This is a genomic window from Leptolyngbya sp. NK1-12, from assembly GCF_032598965.1.
Taxonomy (GTDB): Bacteria; Cyanobacteriota; Cyanobacteriia; order Elainellales; family Elainellaceae; genus Elainella.
Map to the genome: position 1 here is coordinate 1,015,789 of NZ_CP053586.1, position 18,616 is coordinate 1,034,404.

At 50.6% G+C, this 18,616-nt stretch carries 12 protein-coding genes, 1 tRNA gene and 1 pseudogene; 4 read left to right on the forward strand and 10 right to left on the reverse strand.

All coding sequences use genetic code 11. From position 1 onward, the window contains the following. Positions 1 to 49: 49 nt before the first annotated feature. The 8 genes from HJG54_RS03820 to HJG54_RS03855 form a co-directional block, all read right to left on the reverse strand. Positions 50 to 141 (reverse strand) — tRNA-Ser (locus tag HJG54_RS03820). 128 nt (positions 142 to 269) lie between these two features. Beyond that, entirely contained in the window at positions 270 to 740 is a 471-nt protein-coding gene (locus HJG54_RS03825; RefSeq protein WP_316433462.1) for a response regulator, read from the reverse strand. Positions 741 to 812: 72 nt separating this feature from the next. Further along, complete coding sequence (locus HJG54_RS03830; protein WP_316433463.1) at positions 813 to 2,801, reverse strand: ATP-binding protein; 1,989 nt, start codon at positions 2,799 to 2,801, stop codon at positions 813 to 815. Between the two features lie 486 nt (positions 2,802 to 3,287). Then, the gene (gene metH / locus HJG54_RS03835) at positions 3,288 to 6,923 is read right to left on the reverse strand and encodes a methionine synthase (RefSeq protein WP_316433464.1); all 3,636 of its coding nucleotides are present in this window, start codon (positions 6,921 to 6,923) and stop codon (positions 3,288 to 3,290) included. Positions 6,924 to 7,057: 134 nt separating this feature from the next. After that, positions 7,058 to 8,218: a 4-hydroxyphenylpyruvate dioxygenase gene (gene hppD, locus HJG54_RS03840; RefSeq protein ID WP_316433465.1), complete on the reverse strand. Its 1,161-nt coding sequence runs from the start codon at positions 8,216 to 8,218 to the stop codon at positions 7,058 to 7,060. A 131-nt stretch (positions 8,219 to 8,349) separates the two neighbouring features. Then, entirely contained in the window at positions 8,350 to 9,057 is a 708-nt protein-coding gene (locus HJG54_RS03845) for an SDR family oxidoreductase (protein WP_316433466.1), read from the reverse strand. Between the two features lie 88 nt (positions 9,058 to 9,145). Further along, a complete protein-coding gene (locus HJG54_RS03850) occupies positions 9,146 to 9,937 on the reverse strand; it encodes a hypothetical protein (protein WP_316433467.1) in 792 nt (263 codons plus the stop codon). A gap of 457 nt (positions 9,938 to 10,394) precedes the next feature. After that, positions 10,395 to 11,204, reverse strand: a complete 810-nt coding sequence (locus HJG54_RS03855) for a WecB/TagA/CpsF family glycosyltransferase (protein ID WP_316433468.1) — start codon at positions 11,202 to 11,204, stop codon at positions 10,395 to 10,397. 907 nt (positions 11,205 to 12,111) lie between these two features. Between HJG54_RS03855 and HJG54_RS03860 the strand changes: the two genes are divergently transcribed. Then, positions 12,112 to 12,561, forward strand: coding sequence for an ATP-binding protein (locus tag HJG54_RS03860; RefSeq protein ID WP_316433470.1), 450 nt, complete (start codon positions 12,112 to 12,114; stop codon positions 12,559 to 12,561). A gap of 33 nt (positions 12,562 to 12,594) precedes the next feature. Here the strand turns inward: HJG54_RS03860 and larC are convergent, their stop codons facing one another. After that, positions 12,595 to 14,028: a nickel pincer cofactor biosynthesis protein LarC gene (gene larC / locus HJG54_RS03865; RefSeq protein ID WP_316433471.1), complete on the reverse strand. Its 1,434-nt coding sequence runs from the start codon at positions 14,026 to 14,028 to the stop codon at positions 12,595 to 12,597. 35 nt (positions 14,029 to 14,063) lie between these two features. Between larC and HJG54_RS03870 the strand changes: the two genes are divergently transcribed. From HJG54_RS03870 to HJG54_RS35350, 3 genes and pseudogenes are all read left to right on the forward strand, one after another. Then, on the forward strand, positions 14,064 to 14,717 hold the full coding sequence (locus HJG54_RS03870) for an L-threonylcarbamoyladenylate synthase (RefSeq protein ID WP_316433473.1): 654 nt from the start codon (positions 14,064 to 14,066) through the stop codon (positions 14,715 to 14,717). 370 nt (positions 14,718 to 15,087) lie between these two features. Continuing rightward, positions 15,088 to 16,476 (forward strand): HetZ-related protein, encoded by a 1,389-nt coding sequence (locus HJG54_RS03875; RefSeq protein WP_316433475.1) that lies wholly within the window; start codon positions 15,088 to 15,090, stop codon positions 16,474 to 16,476. Between the two features lie 398 nt (positions 16,477 to 16,874). Beyond that, positions 16,875 to 17,666 (forward strand): annotated as a pseudogene (locus tag HJG54_RS35350) (serine/threonine protein kinase); the annotation flags it as partial. A 423-nt stretch (positions 17,667 to 18,089) separates the two neighbouring features. On the opposite strand, the gene HJG54_RS35355 reads toward HJG54_RS35350, so the two are convergent. Next, positions 18,090 to 18,263 (reverse strand): hypothetical protein, encoded by a 174-nt coding sequence (locus HJG54_RS35355; RefSeq protein ID WP_420717379.1) that lies wholly within the window; start codon positions 18,261 to 18,263, stop codon positions 18,090 to 18,092. Positions 18,264 to 18,616: the final 353 nt, after the last annotated feature.

The window sequence follows — 18,616 nt, forward strand, 5'->3', positions numbered from 1 at the left end:
CTCTGGAGGCTAAACCAGTAAAACCTAAGCTAAAAAACGAGCTAAAAAACGGAGAGGGAGGGATTCGAACCCTCGGTACGGACTTTCGAACCGTACAACAGATTAGCAATCTGCCGCTTTCGACCACTCAGCCACCTCTCCAGGTGGTAAGGCTTCACCATGATAGCAGATCCTTCCCCCTAGGTCGCAACCCCTTAGCTGCAAGTGTTGTTGCAAGTTGTGAACTACTTTGGTCAATCCTGCCGAGTTTGAGCATTTGATTATTAATCCTATTGCCCCAGTGCCCTAACTTGATTAAGGGCTTGCTGAAGCTGAGATTCACACTCTTCTAGCTGTTGACGTAATTGGTAAATGGTTAGCTGCGTTTTTACCTTGATGAGAACCTCGTCCAAATGGAAAGGTTTGGGAATGTAATCGATTCCCCCGACTTGGAAAGCTTTGACTTTGTCGGCTAGCTCGTCTGCAGCGCTGAGAAAAATCACCGGGATCGCACAGGTAGATGGATTCGCTTTCAAACTGCTACAAATCTCATAGCCATTCATGTCGGCCATTTTGATGTCCAGCAGAATCAGATCGGGTGCTAGTGCCTCAATTGCCCGTAGTGCCATTCCGCCCGTAGTAGCTTTGCGAACGTTATAGCCCTGTTTAACCAACAGATCCGACAGCAAACGGATGTTATCTCGAACGTCATCGACAATCAAAATATCAAATTTCTGGTTTTCCTCTAGTGCAGCGTCCATAGGGCAAGATTGATGGGGCAATTAATTTTGTTGCTCGCATGATTCATTCAGTTGATTGAGGAGCCACGGATTCTAGCCGTGGTTTTGCCCAAGCTGAGCTACGGCAGCAGCAATTTTGTCGAATTCAAACTCGTCTGTCAAAGTCTTGAGAATTTTAGCTAAAGTAGCTTGGGGCTTCGGAATTTCCTGAATCAATTTGGTGATCCACAAGTCATTGCCTTGGAGAGCTGCCTGATGTAGCTGATGAATCCAAGGCTCTGGCATGAAGCGCAGCATTGTCGGCTCGAGCTGATTGGAATAGGAACTTGAGACAAAGGCATCCCATGTTTTGGAACCTTCAGCATAGAGATAATCCACACCAAGCTGTTGGGCGAGTTTTTCAAACACCTCCTCGGCCTGAAAGGGCTTACTAATAAAGTCGTCGCACCCCGCGGCTAAAATGTTCTGGCGCTGCTCTTCAAAGGCATTTGCTGTCAGAGCAATAATTTTGGTTGGCGCTAAAATGCTGCCGTTGCCGCTCAATTGCTGCTCTTGGTCTCGAATTCGCCGGACCGTATCACAGCCATTCAGCACCGGCATCCGCATGTCCATAAAGATGAGATGGGGCTGCCAAGCTTGCCACTGCGTCAGAGCCTCTTGTCCATTTTCAGCAGACCGCAGTTCTAGACCCGGCAGGTTGAGCAGCTTCAGCAGCAGTAAGCGACTGGCCGGATGATCTTCTACAATCAAAATTCGATGGGTGGGCTGATGGGAAGCAAGACCAACGATAGCTCCTTTGTAATCCACCGGCTGCTCCCCTGACGAACATTGAACGGACTGGCTTTCCGTCAAATCCGCCTGAATACAGAACGAGAACTGGCTGCCTTGGTTGAGCTGACTTTGAACCAAGATTTCTCCCCCTAATGCCTGAATGTATTTCCGACTAATTGCCAATCCTAGACCCGTACCTTCCAGCGATTGCAGCCCGGTTTGGGTTTGGTGAAAGGGTTGAAACAACCGTGCCAATTCCTCGACGGCCATACCCGGTCCTGTGTCTACAACATCAAACTGGATCTGGCAAGCCGTTTTGGTAGGTAACTGAGCTGAGATTGCCTGCACTCGTAGCGTCACCCTGCCCTGCTGCGTAAACTTAATGGCGTTGTTGAGGAGATTGATCAAGACCTGCCGCAGTTTACCTTGATCGGTTCTGATAATTTGCGGCAAGTCTGGACCGTATTCAAACACAAGCTGAAGTCCTTTCGCTCCAGCTTTGAAGCGAAACATGTTCTCCAAACCATCCAGCAGGTGATGTAAATTGAAGATCTCGGTATGGCAACTGAGCCGTCCGGCCTCAATCTTAGACATTTCTAGAACATCGTTGATCAGGGTCAATAAGTGCTCTCCGCTACTGCCGATAGTTTGCAAATCGCGCTGATGTTCGACGGTTAGGGTTCTATCGCGACTGAGGAGCTGGGTCAATCCTAAAATCACATTCAGAGGGGTGCGCAGCTCATGACTCATATTGGCTAGAAATTCGCTCTTGGCTTGATTCGCAGCATCCGCCGCTTTTTTGGCTGCTTCCAAGGCAGCATTGGCCTGCATCAGCTCAGCGGTGCGTTCCTCTACTCGAATTTCCAGCATGGCTTCGGCCTGTTTACGTTGGGCAATCTGCTGCTGCAATTCCCGGTTTACAAGCTCTAACTGCATCGGGCTTTTGAGCGACAGAAATTGGGGCAAGAGTTCCACCAACCGCAAAGCAGTGTAGCAGGAGACTAAAGCCGTCATCGCTCGTTCTAGGCCAGAAACCCAATAGGCCGGATACCAAAGCGTCCAAATATCGAGCAAATGCCCGGTGCCGCAGAGCACAATGAACGCGCCAAACAAGAAAAACACGTTTGGGAAGGGCATATCTTCCCGCTTGCGGACAAAATAGATCAGAATGGCCGGAATCGAGAAGTAGGCAACTGCTGTCAAGGCATCACTGAGTACATGCAGCCAGACGAGGGGTGTTTGCCACAGATAGCAATGGCCATGAGGAATATACTGGCTGGGAAACAATAAATTCTTGAGCAGTTCTAGCATCTCTAAAGAAACTCCAACGATCTGAATCGAGACGTGCTGTTCTGCAGTTAGCCATCAGATGCAATTCGGTTATTCTGAAGTTGAAACGGGACGGTTACCTTTACTCAAGCTGTGTACATTGGCCCTGAGGCAGCTAGTAGACTGAAATAAGTACATTGAAATAGATAGACAATAAAACTAGGCTGAAACTCGCCTGATTCCTCTGGCTGTAGAATAGGTTGCTATACCCATTGCCCTTAAGGGGCACTCTGAGACCCACCAGTCACAAGCATTTACCATAAAACATTTGCTGTAAAACTCAGGGTGCAAGTATCCTGCCCATCCGCAACCTGGAGGCCACAAGACACTTACACCTTGACCAGCAAGCGACGATTTTCAAACTTTTGACAAACTTTGCTGTTACCTAACTCCGGCAGGAAGTGAAAGCAGCAAAACGCACCTTTAACCTCCTTCTATTTGTACCAGACCCATTTTAGGAAGGCTATCCTAAGCGCTAAAATATTTTGCCACAGGATGATAAACGATGATAGCCGTAGTAGACTGCTCTGGATAAAGCTGTTCACTTTCGTCCATCGACATGGCAATGCGCTCTGCACCCAGCAGCTCTAACTGGCGGTACTGGTCCTGAATATTGGGGCAAGCCGGGTAGCCGAAGCTATAGCGAGACCCCTGATAGCGCTGGGCCAGCATATCACGGATGTTGTCTGGTTCCTGATCGCCATAGCCCAACTCGCGGCGAATCCGAGCGTGCGACCATTCGGCTAGAGCTTCTGCCATTTGCACCGCCATCCCGTGGAAGTAGAGGTAGTCGGTATAGTTGTTAGCCTTAAATAACTCCTGCGCTTTTTCGGTCGCAATATGGCCCATCGTCACGGCCTGCATCGGAAACACATCGAACCGGTTCGCCTCTAGGGGCAAGAAAAAGTCGGCAATGCAGAGCCGGCGCATAGATTTCTGGCGCGGGAAGGTCCAGGTGACTAAAGGAGTTGCCGTTTGGGGCGTCAATCCTTGTTCGATCACACTGGGATCGTAGATCGTTACCGAGTTGCCCTCTGCTGCACAGGGGAAATAGCCATAGACGAGCTGAGGACGCAGCCACTCTTCGCTCTTTAGCCGCTGTTGCCATTGCTCCAGAATCGGATAAACCTTTTCGGTTAGAAAGGCATCGTACTCTTCGCGGGATTGGTCTTTGGGTTTGCGGAACTGCCACTGTCCGGCAATTAGAGCTTGCAAATCCAGATGCCAGAACAACTCATCGAGCGGAATATCTTCTGAATTAAGAATTTGCGTGCCCCAGAAGGGAGGTGTGGGCCGGGGAATGTCGATCTCGACTGCTTCCGAGCGGCGGGTATCGAGCACCTCTGGCTCAGCAGGTTTTTCGGTCTTGGCAGCACCGTTTAGCTCCTGTTCGGCAGCTTCTACGGCTTGGCGTCCCTTTTGGTTGTACTGGGCGTAATCTTCAGTAAAACCTTCCAGGTCATCCCATTTGCCTTGCCGTTTAGCGGGCATCAGCCGATCCATAAAGGTGAGGTCGGCAAAGGCATCCTTGCCATAGATCACCTGACCGCTGTAGGTGTTCTGGCAATCTTCGTAGACGAACTTGGGCGTCAGGGCCGCTCCACCCAAAATAACTGGCACCGTAATGCCGCGCTGGTTAAATACCTCCAGGTTTTCTTTCATAAAAGCCGTGGATTTGACCAGCAGGCCACTCATGGCAATACAGTCTGCCTTGTGCTCGTGGTAGGCGTCAATAATGTTCTCTACCGGCTGCTTGATGCCGAGGTTAATCACCTTGTAGCCGTTGTTGGTCAGGATAATATCCACCAAGTTTTTGCCGATGTCATGCACATCTCCTTTGACCGTGGCGATCACAAATACGCCTTTTCCATCGCTGGCATCGGTCTTCTCCATCAGCGGTTCCAGGAAGGCAACAGCTGCTTTCATCGTTTCTGCCGATTGCAGCACAAAGGGCAACTGCATTTGTCCAGAGCCGAACAGTTCACCCACTACCTTCATGCCATCCAGCAGGAATGTGTTGATGATTTCCAGCGGCTGGTACTGCTCCAGGGCAATCTTCAGCGCCTCCTCTAGGCCAATCCGTTCACCGTCGATGATGTGCTGCTTCAGACGTTCTTCAATCGGCAGGTCGGCCAGCGACGATCCAGACCGGGCATCCTTGGCGCTGACGCCTTCAAACATCGTGGTCAAAGCAGTTAAGGGATCGTAGACGCAAATATCACCCTCGAATCGGCGGCGGTCGTAGATCAGATCGCGACAAACCTCCTGTTGCTCGGGGGTAATTTTGGCCAGGGGCAGGATCTTGGCGGCTGAGACAATTGCTCCATCCATGCCGGCCTGCATCGCCTCATGCAGAAACGTGGAGTTGAGGGTAATCCGGGCTGCCGGACTGAGGCCAAAGGAAATGTTGGACACGCCCAGCATGAAGTGCACCCCAGGCAACTGCTCGCGGATCATCTGGATTGCTTCGATCGTGGCTTTCCCATTTCCCCGGTCCTCCTCGATCCCAGTTGAAATGGGCAGCGCCAGAGTATCAAAGAAAATCTCGTGGGGCGGAATACCAAACTCTACGGCATCTCGGTAAGCTCGTTGAGCAATCTGGAATTTCTTGGCGGCAGTGCGAGCCATACCGTCTTCGTCGATTGTGCCGACAACCACCCCAGCCCCGTATTTCTTAGCTAGCTCCAACACTTTAAAGAAGCGCTCTGGTCCATCCTCGTAGTTGGTGGAGTTGAGGATACATTTGCCGCCTGCCACCTTTAGACCGGCTTCCATTTTGGTCCATTCAGTCGAGTCGAGCATTAGCGGAATCGTAACGTTCGTGACCAGCCGCGAAACCAACTCCTGCATGTCCCGCTCACCGTCCCGGCCCACATAGTCTACGTTCACGTCCAAGACATGGGCACCTTCCTTTACCTGGGATTTGGCAATCGCAATCAGGCCATCCCAGTCGTCGGCATTGAGTAGCTCGCGCACTTTTTTAGAACCACTAGCATTGAGACGTTCCCCCACAATCAGGAAGGAATTGTCCTGCTGGTAGGGTTGGGCCGTGTAGATTGAGGCCGCCGCCGGACTGTAGTTCAACGCCGGACGAGGCGTCTCCGAGGCATAGACTTGGCCGTTCATCCAGGCGCGCTGATTGATCCGCACTGCCCGTTCCTTGGGTTTCAGGGTTTTGGCAATTTCGGCCAGCTCCTTGATGTGATCAGGTCGGGTACCGCAACAGCCACCAATTACCTGCACGCCCCAATCTTCAACAAACTTATGCAGCGCCAGCCGCAGTTCGGTCGGCGTCAGCCGGTAATGGGCATGGCCACCGACGTTCTCTGGCAAGCCAGCATTGGGGATACAGGACACGACGAACGGTGCGTTTTCAGTCAAATATTTGATGTGGTCAGCCATGCGGTCAGGGCCTGTGGCGCAGTTCAGCCCTAGAATATCAATCGGATAGGGTTCCAGAATCGCCAATACGCCGCTGATGTCGGTACCCACCAGCATCGTGCCCTGAACTTCCATCGTCACCGAAACCATCAGGGGACGGCGCTCTCCCTTCTGCTGAAACACCTCTTCGACCGCATTCAGGGCAGCCTTGATTTGCAGCACATCCTGACAGGTTTCCACAATGAATAGGTCAACGCCGCCGTCAAACAAGCCCTCAGCCTGAACCATAAACCCTGCCTTCAGTTCGTCGTAGCTAATGTGGCCCAGGGTGGGTAGTTTGGTTCCCGGCCCAATCGAGCCTGCCACAAAGCGCGGTTTCTCAGGGGTAGAAAACTCGGTCGTGCATTGTTTGGCCAATTCAGCCGCTGTTTTGCTGATTGTGTAGGCCTGATCCGCCAGATTGTACTCAGCTAGAACTAAGGGACTGCTGCCGAAGGTGTCAGTCTCAATCACATCAGCTCCAGCCGCCAAGAAATCTCGGTGAACTTTGGCAATGGCCTCTGGTTTGGTTATGACTAGGTATTCGTTACACCCTTCGTACTCTGCTCCGCCAAAGTCTGTTGCTGTCAGGTTTTGCGCCTGAATATTGGTTCCCATTGCTCCATCAAAAACAATCAATGGGCGATCGGGGTGATGAAGACGAGTCAGAAAAGGGTTACTCATGGGCGTTGCTCAAATCTGTCCGAAGTGATAAAGCTAACTCTAGATTATCAAGCCCTCCAGGCGATGCGAAGTTGCTCAGCGATGAGGTTTTCGTAAAGCCATGTAAAGTCGGATCAAAACAATAGCTAACTCATTCATCGCAGACTGCCGCGTTTGATTTGTTCTCGTTCAATTGCCTCGAAGAGCGCCCGAAAATTACCTTCTCCGAAGCCTTCGGCGGTACGCATCGGTTGATGGTTCTGACCGTAGGGCATTTCGAGCCGGTAGGTGCGGCGCTCAATTAGCTCAAAGAAAAACGTGGGCTGGTCAAAAATAGGCTGAGTAAAGGCTTGTAGCAGTAAGGCCTGTGGGTTATCAGGTGGCCAATCTGCCAATACTTCTTGCTGAGCCATCGCCTGCCATTCCTGAAGGCTGAACTGAAACCCCGGACGCTGCCCCAGTTGCTCATAGTAGGTCATCGGTACCGACAAAAACGCCAGACCTCGTTGGCGTAATTGGGCGATCAGCGGCAAGATTTGATCAGTGCGGAGAGCGAGGTGCTGAATGCCAGGGCCACGATTCCAATCCAGAAATTCCTGAATTTGAGACGTGGAAGAGGCTGGTTCGTTAATTGGGAATTGTACTGATCCGCCTGGGTGACATAAAACCTGGCTACAGAGACCAGAACGCTCGGTTTGAATCGCAAAATTCTGACGGCGCTGGAGGCCAAAGACAGCCTCATACCAGCCAATTGCTCGCTCCAGATCGCCCTGCTCTACATTCAGGACCACATGGTCGATACCAATGAACTCAGAACCAGTTCTGTCAGATGTGAATCGGTCAGGATTGGCTGGTGAGCTAGCGTGGATTGGTTCGATCAGCGTGTGCTGCAAATCCCCCCAGCCTCGGATCTGAGCAGTTTTCTGCTGACGGCTCTGGCTATACTGAATCGGTTGCAGGATCGTTGCGCCCGCTTCTACCGCCCGCTGCAAGACGGTTTCTAGACTAGCAACTTGAAAGGCCAGATCTGCAACTCCTGCGGGATGCCGTTGCAAGTAGGCTGCAATCGGGCTGGCTTGTGAACAGGGTGAAGAAACCCAGAACCGAATTGCGGAGTTGCCGAGTTCTACCGTTATGCTGTGGGCTGTCCTGTGGGTAGCGATTTGCTGAAAGCCAAACGTTTGAGTGAACCATTTCTGCCAGCGTGAGGCATCTTCGACATAGAAGTGAACGTGGTCAATGTTCATCACTGCTCCAGTCGATTCAAATCCGACCCGGTCAGGCAAAATTGTGCCAGGCAAAATCTTGCTAGGCAAGGTTGCAGCAAGACAAACAACGCAGGTTGAATAACGTCCACTCCTACCTCCTTTGCAACACGCTAAAGTTTGCCAGCAGTTTAGCCTATTCTGCTGTAAAGCCGAGAGTCACTCTGGATAGAAACTTGACATTAGAGAAAAACATGGCTTTCCGGTTGGAGATTGATTTCCAGCGGAATGGCTTGGGGTTCTAGCGTCAGGGTAAAGGCAATTGTCGCTGCGGCTGTTTCGGGACGCAACATTTTGCTGCGGTCTACTTTTAAGCTGACATTGTCCCAAAATGGCGAATCAATGCCGCCAAAGTAGAACAGCGTAAATTTGACACCAAAGCGCTTAAGTTCATCGGCCATTGCCTTACTGAAGCCAACAACACCAAATTTAGAGGCGCAATAGGCAGCAGCCATCGCCATTGGATGCTTGCCCAAAATCCCAACCAAATTGCAGATATGTCCAGACTTCTGCTCTTTCATCAGGTTGGCTGCAGCCTGACTGGTGTAAAAGCTGCCCTTCAGGTTCAGATCCAGCATGTAGTCTAAATCAGCCGGTTCTAACTTGTTGTACTGCTTCAGCAGACCGGCTCCAGCTGCATTCACCAGCACGTCAATCTTGCCAAACTGGGCCACGGCCTTTTGCATTAAAGCCTCTGCTTGACTCGAATCGGTAATGTCGGTTGGAACCACAAGTGTCGGGGTATCAGACACAGAGGCGGCCAAATCAGTGAGTTGTGTTTGATCTCTGGCCGCTAGCACTAAACTCGCGCCTTGCGCTGCCAACAAAGGAACCAGGGCACGACCAATACCGCCCGTTGCGCCCACAACGACAACTACTTTAGATTGCATGTTTACATTTCTTAAGATTTCTTTCTTATCATACTGAGCCGCTCAGGTTCGCTCAAGGGCAGGCGGTTCCTGCTCAGCATGCTTCCATTCAGCGTTGGGGCGTTGCTAAGGCTTTGTCGATGCATTTTGGCTTGTACTGATTCACCGGATACTGATCCAAATGGCGATAGAGCGCAATCCCAGCACTAATGCGGCAGGTAAAAAATTCGACTACAGCCTGTCCGTCGGGTAAAACCTTTACCTTGGGAGCCAAATCCTTGGGAGGCTCGGTTTGCCAGTGCCACTTCGCTCGCTGAGGAATCGCATCGATTGGGCGGTGGTGCGTCCAGTTCCGATAGGCTCCAAGTGCCCCAAATTCTCGCAGTTCGCGACAGAGCAGCGATGCGACTAGGAATGAAACGGCTGATCGATCGCCATCAATTGCCTCCATGAAATCCATCAATGCGCCTTCGGGTTTCGGTGGCTGCTTAAAATTGCCGCTGGCTGGTAGTGCTTTCTCTAAATGGGCGGTAGTTGCTAGTTCTTCGGGCACAGCCAATACCAATCCAGCCCCATTGTCTCCATCCCGGTATAAGTAACTCACTAGCCGCCAGGTAGGCTTCAAGTCTAGTCCTGGCAGTTTCAGCAACGCTGCGCCTGGGTTAACCATGCTGACTGACCAACGTCGCAGAGATTGAGGGGCTGTAATTTCTTCTGGCGTCAGCCCACCGAAAGCAAACACGCTACTCAGATCATCTAGCGATTTTGGTTCTGGAATGTCATCAATGTCATCAATTCCAGTCCAAGTCTGAACTTGCTTGTCCGCATCAACGACAATCGCATTCTGAATGTACTGTCTGACTTGCTGAACTGCTGCTAACGGAAACCTTTGGATTGACATGTATAGCGCAAGAGCATAGAGGCTAGCAGCCCTGCTGACCGGGCATGATTTACTTCATCGCAAATTGAGGCCATGAAACTTGCTTATCAAACAGCGGCACGTCTGACAAGCCTGCTGTCAGCTCTGCCCTTCTAGTTTCTAGAAAAGAACCATCGGTGCAGAGATATAGCAACTCAACATCGTATCAGTATTCAAGGTTCCCGTATTTTCCAGGTTAACTACCAAATTACCCTGAACGATAAACCATTCAGGGTAATAAGGATCCATATGGAACTTCTATGTCTCTACAGCAGTTTCTAAGAGACTGTTTGTAAATGAATTTTAAGAGGCTAGAATCGACTTCACATCTGATCCTCCCTAACCCTCCTTAAATAAGGAGGGAACCGAGTTAAATCTCTGAAGTCCCCCTTAAAAAGGGGGATTTAGGGGGATCTCAATCTTTGTTTACAAACAAGCTCTAAATCAGCAAACTATCACATTTGACCGGGCTACTCGGCTTTTGCTCTTGTGGCTTGGCATCAGCAAAGGGTTCAACGTAGAGATCAAGCAGCTGCAGCAGGGCATACCAAAAAAAGGACGGTCCTTCGATCAAATAGCGCTTCCAAAGGCGACGCGGTTCTGAAAGCAGCCGATGCAGCCATTCCAGCCCCATCTCGCTGATCCAACGAGGCGCACGACTAACGTTGCCAGCCTCAAAATCGATGGTTGCGCCGATGGCCATAAAGATTTTGATGTTTTTGAATTGGTCGCGATACTTGTAGATAAATTTCTCCTGCTTTGGGGAACCGACCCCAATCGCAAGTACGGTTGCTTCAGACTGGTTAACCAAGTCAATCAGCTTCTGACATTCAGCTTCATTGTTCTCAAAGCCATAGGATGGGGAATGGGCACCGACAATGATTTCTCGCCCAACTTTGGCATTGATGCGTCGTTGGGCTTCAGCCGCTACCCCTTCAGCCGCTCCCAGCAGGAAGATTTTGATATCTCTGTTGCTGCGGTGGTACCAGTAGAAGGCTGGGAACAAATCAGAGCCAGAAATTTTTTCGCAAATTGGTGAGCCAAGCAGTCGCGAAATGTAATAAAGAATTTTGCTATCGCAAGTGCGAAAATCTGCCGTGCTGTAAGCTTCAAAGAACTCCCGATCTTTTTGCAGCCTGACCAAATGATCAACGTTAGGGGTAAACACAACTCCTTGATTCAGTTTCAGCAGCAGCTCTGCCATTGTTAGGTTGTCAATTGCCGTATTCAGTAGTTTGACGCTGCTCATCTAAAACACTCCTCTCAACCCGTTTCTATCAGTTTCGTTAACCGCTACTGAATTCAATCAGCGGCCTTACAGAGACTGCCTTCTGCTCGAATCAAGCCCATCAGGAGCAGTATGCCTGCATTTTTGATCACATAAAGTTCTACAACAATCACCGCAGAATTACTGAAACTGACGTTTGAAACTAAACATTAAATATCAAACATTACCAAGTTACTAAAACTTAAGTTAGATACCGCTGAACTGCTTGTGCTGTGTCCTCTAGAGTTACATTTCTGCAGCAAAAATGCCAGCTTCCAGCGGCAAGTTTACTGAAACCTCACAACTCAATGCTGCCAACAGCTAGCTGCCTGATGAATTCAATCCGTATCTTCTCGAGTTAGGGCGTCAATTCACGGAGGAGCAACCCTTGCCTCTTCACAGAAAATTCACACTTCTTTCTATTTCTAGCCAACTTCTAACTCTATGCTCGCCTCTAGCCTAGGAAGGCAGCAATTGGCCCAGGAAACTACAGAGCAACAAACTGGAGAGATAAATTTGTAACACAAACGGAACAAACTGTACTGTAGCTTTTACCTGTTGCTGGAATGAGTTGGAATGATAGGGATTCACCTTGATAGGTTTATCCACAAACTAGCCGCAGTGTCAATAGTAGGTTAGTAGTACAGATGTTGGTCCTACGGGGGCCGAATCATAGTCCGAAGACGCCGTTGGCAATATGCTACTATGGGGGTATCCCAGTGGGTGGAGCCTCAAAACTCGCCTCACGTCAGGATTTGCACTGTTACAAATCGAAATGAGGCGTAATGGCAAATTCAGTTAGGTTTACAGGGAATTTCCCTGATCGGCAGGGGCAGTTTAATCCTTGCACTGAGCAATTAATCCACTTGAAGGCTTTGAGGTTGTCTGAGTGATTGCTATTTCACTACGCCCAACTAGTCGTAAGTGGGGCACAGTTAGTTTCGCCTCTACCCTGCACTTATGTCCGGTTCTAGATCTGTTGGTTGCTGATGTGCCGCTCAAATGGCAGCCTGATGTCCGCTTAGGTTTACAAGAGGCGCTTGTGAATGCGGCCAAGCATGGCAACAATCTGGATCCTAGTAAAACTATTCTTGTCGAATTCTTTGTCCTAGAGGATCAGCACTGGTGGGTAATTTCGGATCAGGGAAATGGGTTTGTTCCCAGTTGCTCTACCAACCTCGACGACAGCAAGACGGATATTAACGATATTGATGAATGCGGGCGAGGGTTGTACATCCTTCACCAAATTTTTGACCAGGTCCACTGGAATGGTGCGGGAACCGAACTCCGCCTCTGTAAACAGGTTAGGAGCCGCACAAGGCAGCCCTTAGTTCGTTGAATTGTTGAATCCCTGATCACACTTAGGTGAGCATCAATCTGCCTGAGTTGGCACTTTAGCACTCCTCTGACTGTACCAGGCTTGTAGCGCTAATTGGTGCACTTCACGCCAAGGCAAGTTATGCTGCTGAGCGAGCTGGGCACAATCTTCATATTCGGGTTGCACGTTCGTAATCGTACCGTTGTGGCGGGCTATTTTGAGCCGAACTTGACCATAGGGAATTGTCGCGGTTTCAATTACACGTTCTAATACCGATCGTTGCTGAATAGAATGCCGAATTCCCAAGGTAGTCGTTTCCCGAAATAGAATAGCCTCGCAGGTATCTACCTGTGCTGGATCGCAAATGACTGTCAGCAACACGCCAGGACGAGACTTTTTCATGCCGATACTTTGGGTAAACACATCCAGTGCTCCTGCTGCCAATAAGGCTGTCATAACATAGCCAATTGCCTGAGGATTCAGATCATCGATTTGAGTTTCTAGAACTGCAACCGTATCCAATCCAGCCTCTGGTGTTGCCGCTTCGGCAACGCTCTCGCTTGCTGTACCTGGATTAGCAGCAGGATGGGACAAGGATTGATGGGGATGGTGAGCGACTGCCTCAGCCTTGCTGTCTGCCTCGCCAATCCACAGTCGCAAAATATTGGGAATGGCAAGATTGGTTGAACCCGCGCCTAAACCAACCTGTTGTAGCAGCAGCGGTGGTGGTGCTCCAAACCCAGTGGCTAATGTGGTGACAATCGCAGCCCCTGTCGGTGTGACTAACTCTTTCTCAATCCCATTGCTGTAAATAGGAACTTGCCGCATCTCCCAAAGCTTGAGGACTGCTGGTGCCGGAACTGGAAGGCGACCATGCGCCGCCCAAACTGTGCCGCCTCCAATCGGCAACGCTGAGCAGTAGAGCTGTTCAATGCCCAACCAGTCCAATCCTAGACAGGTGCCCACAATATCGACGATGGCGTCCGTAGCACCCACTTCATGGAAATGAACTTGCTCCGGAGGAATACCATGAACGGCAGCCTCAGCCTCGGCTAAGCGACGAAAAACGGCCAAACTCCAGTCCGTGACCCGGACCGGCAGATGGGCTAAGCGGATTAGCTGTTCGATCTCGGGCAGATGACGAGAATGGGGGTGGGTTGCAGTGGGTGATTCTTGATGGCTGTGGTCGGGATCGGAATGGGCGTGGGCGTGGGCATGAGCAGTGGAGACAGCAGCCTGTAAATCGGTGGGTGAATCGACTGTATGCCCATTGGAGCTAGTCTGGGAGCACAAATGAACATAAACTTTGGTAGCCTGCTGACCGTTGCGATGGACCAACTCTGCCTGCAAGCCATATTCACGGTTCAGTCCCAATCGTTCTAGTTGCTCAGCTAGATAGGCAAGCGGTACTCCCGCATGAACCAGGGCACCCAGGCACATATCGCCCGAAACTCCAGTCGGACAGTCTAGGTAGGCTACTTTTGTCATAATTGCAGCGTCAGGTAGTTGAAGCAGGGGGTAGCATGGCCGTCATTTATAAGCTCCATCCAGAATCTCCCCAGGCCCATGGCGTGGCCAAAATTCGAGAGGCCCTGCGGGAGGGAGCTGTGATTCTTTATCCCACAGACACAGTCTACGCGATTGGTTGCGATCTAAATGCAAAATCAGCTGTAGAGCGGGTCCGACACATCAAGCGAATGTCAAATGATAAGCCACTGACGTTTCTGTGCTCCTCCTTATCTAATATTGCGGCCTATGCGCAGGTTAGCGATGCGGCCTATCGGTTGATCAAACGACTGATTCCAGGCCCCTACACGTTTTTGTTGCCTGCTACCAAACTTGTGCCTCGGTTAGTGATGAGTCCAAAACGGAAAACAACCGGCATCCGCGTTCCCAATCACACCATCTGCCAAGCCTTGCTGCAAGAGTTGGGGAATCCCATCATTTCTACGTCGGCTCCCAGCGTTATTCATCTGGAGGATCAGCCGATTACGCCAACAGAGTTATTCGACCGGCTGGATAAGGTTGTAGATGTGGTGATTGATGATGGTTCAATGGTGGGCTACCGTGTCTCCACAATCCTGGATTTAACCACAGACGAACCCGTGGTGATTCGCAAGGGCTTGGGTTGGGAAGCCGTGGCCGAGCTAGAGCTAGCAGAAGCGCATGAGGGCTAGCAAGTGACGGGTGAGAACCAGTTGAGAAACTGGCCGATTTACAACACAATGCAGACAAATCACCGAGCTAGGGCAAGAATTGCTCAAGTCGTTACACGAAGTGTGTTTTAGCTCACAGAGACTTGACAATTACCCCTAGCCGATTACGTCAAAATAGAGGATCAGGAAACCAGTTAAAAAAGTGACAGTGTTTTTTCCGAAAAATTCGCAGTCCCTCTGAGCCATGTTGTAGACACAGAAAGTGGAGCAGAAACAACTTCGCTCGTTTTGGACTCCTAGTTCTTAAACCCAGTATTTCTTGAATTTAGGAAGATCCACAACTTGCACCCGGTGTGATTCTGCCTGCTGTTGTGCATCACCGGAAACAGCCATGAATGTTGAACCTGTAAACTCTGCTAGTTCCCCCAACTCAAACGATCATCCATCTCAACCAACTGAGATTGCTTCGACCGGGGTGCCATCATCTGAATTGCTGAAACAGCCAAAATCGCTAAAACAGCCAGAATCGCTGAAACAGCTGGAACAGTCTGAACGGTCCCAACGGTTCGAACAGCCTAGCCAGCCGACTGTCCTGCAACCAGAAACACTGGCTACTTCTTCTAACCACGCTCCCGACCCGCTTCAGGACGAAAATCAAACTTTGACGCTGGTTCAGCAGATCTTAACGGAGTACCAAGCCGAGTTACCGGCTCTGTCAGCGTCGGTGCGGGCAGTTGTGACTCGAATCGCCGTTGAAGTTGTACGCATTTGTAGTAAGAGCGACCGGATTTACAATTCCGGTGAGGTGCAATTCTGGCAGATGAAACTAGCTCGTCTGCGCATGCAAAAATGCCTCAACTACTATCGGCTTGGCTCTCGACAAGGTCGCGTCGAGTTGATGAGCCACTTGAGTACGATGGTCTATCGCCATATTGCCCCCCATCAGTCACAGCTCGGCTTTTCGGCCCGCTACAACGCAATTGAAGATTTCTTGCAAGGGTTCAACGTTGAAGTGCTCAAAGCCTTTCGGCGTGAGAATGGACTCGATGCCAACTACTGCCCCAAAACTCGCCTAGAGCTTGCCGAGTACATGGCCTTTACCGAGCAGTATGCCAAGCGGCACATCCTGCTGCCAGGACAGCGCAAACAGCAGTTAATTGTTTTGCGTGCTCAAGGGTATGCTCAACGTCAACCTCCCGAAGCCGTGCTCGACCTGGAACTAGCAATGGACTCAGCCAAGGGAGAAGAAGCGGAAATGCACAGCCGCTCAGCCATGATGCAGCAGGTGCGTGAACAGATGGTTGCCGAAACTGTTGATCCTGCCGACTCGGTGATCCGTGACCGGGTAATTACGGAATTAATCGAGTATCTGGAAGAACAGGGCCAACCTGATTGCGTTGAATATCTGATCCTAAAGCTGAAGGATCTGTCTGCGCCCGAAATTGATGACCTGCTCGGTCTCTCTCCCCGTCAGCGTGACTATTTGCAGCAGCGCTTTAAGTACCATGTCGAGAAGTTTGCCCGCTCCCATCGCTGGCAGTTGGTACACCAATGGCTAGGAGCAGACCTCGACCAAAATCTGGGCATGACTCAGCAGCAGTGGGATCTCTTTCTTAGCCGCTTGACGCCTGATCTACAGCAGCTCCTGCAGCTCAAGAGTAAACAACTTGAGGATCAAGAGATTGCTAAAATTCTGAAATGCACACCTGTGCAGGTGAGAAAACGCTGGGTGAAGCTACTGAATTTGGCTTGGGAAGCTCGCAATAGTTCAACCGTGTAGTCGTTGACCTACTGCATCGATGCCAATCGATGTTAAGATTTGCACCAAAGCAGCTATGCAAACAACAATTGAACCACTTCAGTCGATGGATTTCTTCAGCTGAATTGATTTTTCGCAGCTCTACTTGATTTGTGCATTCCAAGTTCGTGCTGCGGTGACGGGGGCAACCACCATATTCAAAATCTAAAAGAAATGAGATGATGTCATGGTTCTAAAACTTTGTTGTTGTAACTGATATCATTACGCTGTTGCTTGATCAGGGTGATTTCTGCGTTCTCGACCGCTCCGCTTAGTCGTTAGGCTACGGATGCAGGTTGATGAGTTGACTGCTAGAACAGCGTTGAGCGAGAAGGAGCCGCATAGTGACAGCAGGATCAGAGTTAACCCCTGGAACCTTAGTGGATCGCCGCTACCGAATTCAATGCACCCTGGGACGGGGCGGATTCGGACGGACATATTTAGCAGCCGATGAACGGCGCTTCAGCGAACTCTGCGTGCTGAAAGAATTTGTACCCAACAGTCAGGCCGATCCGGTCGTGGCTCAAAAGCTGCGCGAGCTATTTCAACGGGAAGCCGCGATTCTGCACCAGCTCAATCATCCGCAGATTCCAAAGTTCTTCGCTGGATTTGAGGAAGATGAGCGTCTGTTCATTGCTCAGGAATACATCGACGGTAAAACCTATTGGCGATTGTTGCAAGAACGGCAGCGACAAGGCTGTTCCTTCAATCAGCGGGAAATTGTAGCCTGGCTGTGGAGTTTGCTGCGAGTGCTGGATTATTTGCATTCGCAAAATATCGTGCATCGAGATATTTCTCCCGACAACATCATGCTGCCAAAGGGGAAAACCACGCCGGTTTTGATCGATTTTGGCGTTGTGAAGCAGGTGATCCCGCATTTGCATGTGGCCAATCCCAGCGATCCAGACGATTTAATTCAAGCGTCGGTTTCGGTAGGCAAGTTTGGCTATGCACCTTATGAGCAAATCCGCATGGGGCAGTGTTCACCTCGCAGTGACCTCTATGCATTGGCGGTGACGGCTGTAGTGCTACTGACCGGAAAGCCGCCCAATCACTTGCTTGATTCCAAGTCTCTGGAATGGAAGTGGAAGCGCTTGGTCCGGCTAGATGCTCGACTATTGCGGCTTCTGGAGATGATGATGGCCGACAAGCCCCAAGACCGCTATGCGACGGCTCAAGCCGTTTTGCAGGCGTTACAGCCGCTTTATGAGGCGCTAGATTCCCTGGAGCTATGGCCAGTTTCTCCGGCAAAGCGGACTAATCGGGCGAAGCAGACAGCCACAGGCAGGCGAACTGCAAACCAAGCTCACCCACCCACTCAGGTAGAATTGGTAAAAGCAGCCGCAGTTGTTCAAAAGCAGGCTCGTGATGTAGCTGCTGATTTGAATTCAGCAAATTTGTCCCAGCTCAATCGAGAAGCAACGGCTGATTGGGTTACCCAAGCCACAGCAGTGACCGGCCACCTACTCACGACCCAGCTCGATCCTCAGCCTGATTCGCCCGTTACACCACTCTTAGCGGAACAGGCAACGATTTCACAGACAATTTCTCCAACGATTTCAGATCAAGGAGACGGCACGCTAGCAAATCAAGCTTTATCCGCTCAACTCGCGACTCAACCGACTCAGATCGAAGCAGCAATTGTCCCTGCTCCTAAGCAAACGTTGGCTTGGTCGAAGATGGGGACCGATATTGCCGGAACCAATGTTACCGGAACCAATGTTACCGAGACCGATATTGCTGAGACCAATATTGCCGACAACCTGCATCCGCTATCGTTTGTCGGCCGACTGCAGCAGATTCGGGCGGCGATTCTGCATCTCCCCCAAGATCAGCGAGGCAATGCCAGACGTCCGTTACGGATGTCTCTGCGGCAGGCGGTGGTTTTAGGGGCACTAGCGTTGCTACCGGTTGGTGGGGTGTTAGTTGGCATCTGGTCGCCCTATCTTGTTCCGCTTTGCTGGGCTTTAGAGAATTGTGTTGGAGAGCAATCGGCAGAGGAGCGCTATCGTCAGGCGCTTGAGCAGGCCAGCAGTGCCAGCATCCTGATCGAGCAGGCTCGCGACTTGCAGGATTTGCAAAATGCTCGCCCGCGCCTTGCTGATTCTATTGCTCAATTGAA

What these genes read in the sequence shown, in the direction of transcription:
- HJG54_RS03825 (WP_316433462.1), bottom strand. Translation starts at nt 740, where the DNA reads ATGGACGCTGCACTAGAGGAAAACCAGAAATTTGATATTTTGATTGTC.
- HJG54_RS03830 (WP_316433463.1), bottom strand. Translation starts at nt 2,801, where the DNA reads ATGCTAGAACTGCTCAAGAATTTATTGTTTCCCAGCCAGTATATTCCT.
- metH (WP_316433464.1), bottom strand. Translation starts at nt 6,923, where the DNA reads ATGAGTAACCCTTTTCTGACTCGTCTTCATCACCCCGATCGCCCATTG.
- HJG54_RS03845 (WP_316433466.1), bottom strand. Translation starts at nt 9,057, where the DNA reads ATGCAATCTAAAGTAGTTGTCGTTGTGGGCGCAACGGGCGGTATTGGT.
- HJG54_RS03850 (WP_316433467.1), bottom strand. Translation starts at nt 9,937, where the DNA reads ATGTCAATCCAAAGGTTTCCGTTAGCAGCAGTTCAGCAAGTCAGACAG.
- HJG54_RS03855 (WP_316433468.1), bottom strand. Translation starts at nt 11,204, where the DNA reads ATGAGCAGCGTCAAACTACTGAATACGGCAATTGACAACCTAACAATG.
- larC (WP_316433471.1), bottom strand. Translation starts at nt 14,028, where the DNA reads ATGACAAAAGTAGCCTACCTAGACTGTCCGACTGGAGTTTCGGGCGAT.
- HJG54_RS03870 (WP_316433473.1), top strand. Translation starts at nt 14,064, where the DNA reads ATGGCCGTCATTTATAAGCTCCATCCAGAATCTCCCCAGGCCCATGGC.
- HJG54_RS03875 (WP_316433475.1), top strand. Translation starts at nt 15,088, where the DNA reads ATGAATGTTGAACCTGTAAACTCTGCTAGTTCCCCCAACTCAAACGAT.
- HJG54_RS35355 (WP_420717379.1), bottom strand. Translation starts at nt 18,263, where the DNA reads ATGCAGGTTGTCGGCAATATTGGTCTCAGCAATATCGGTCTCGGTAAC.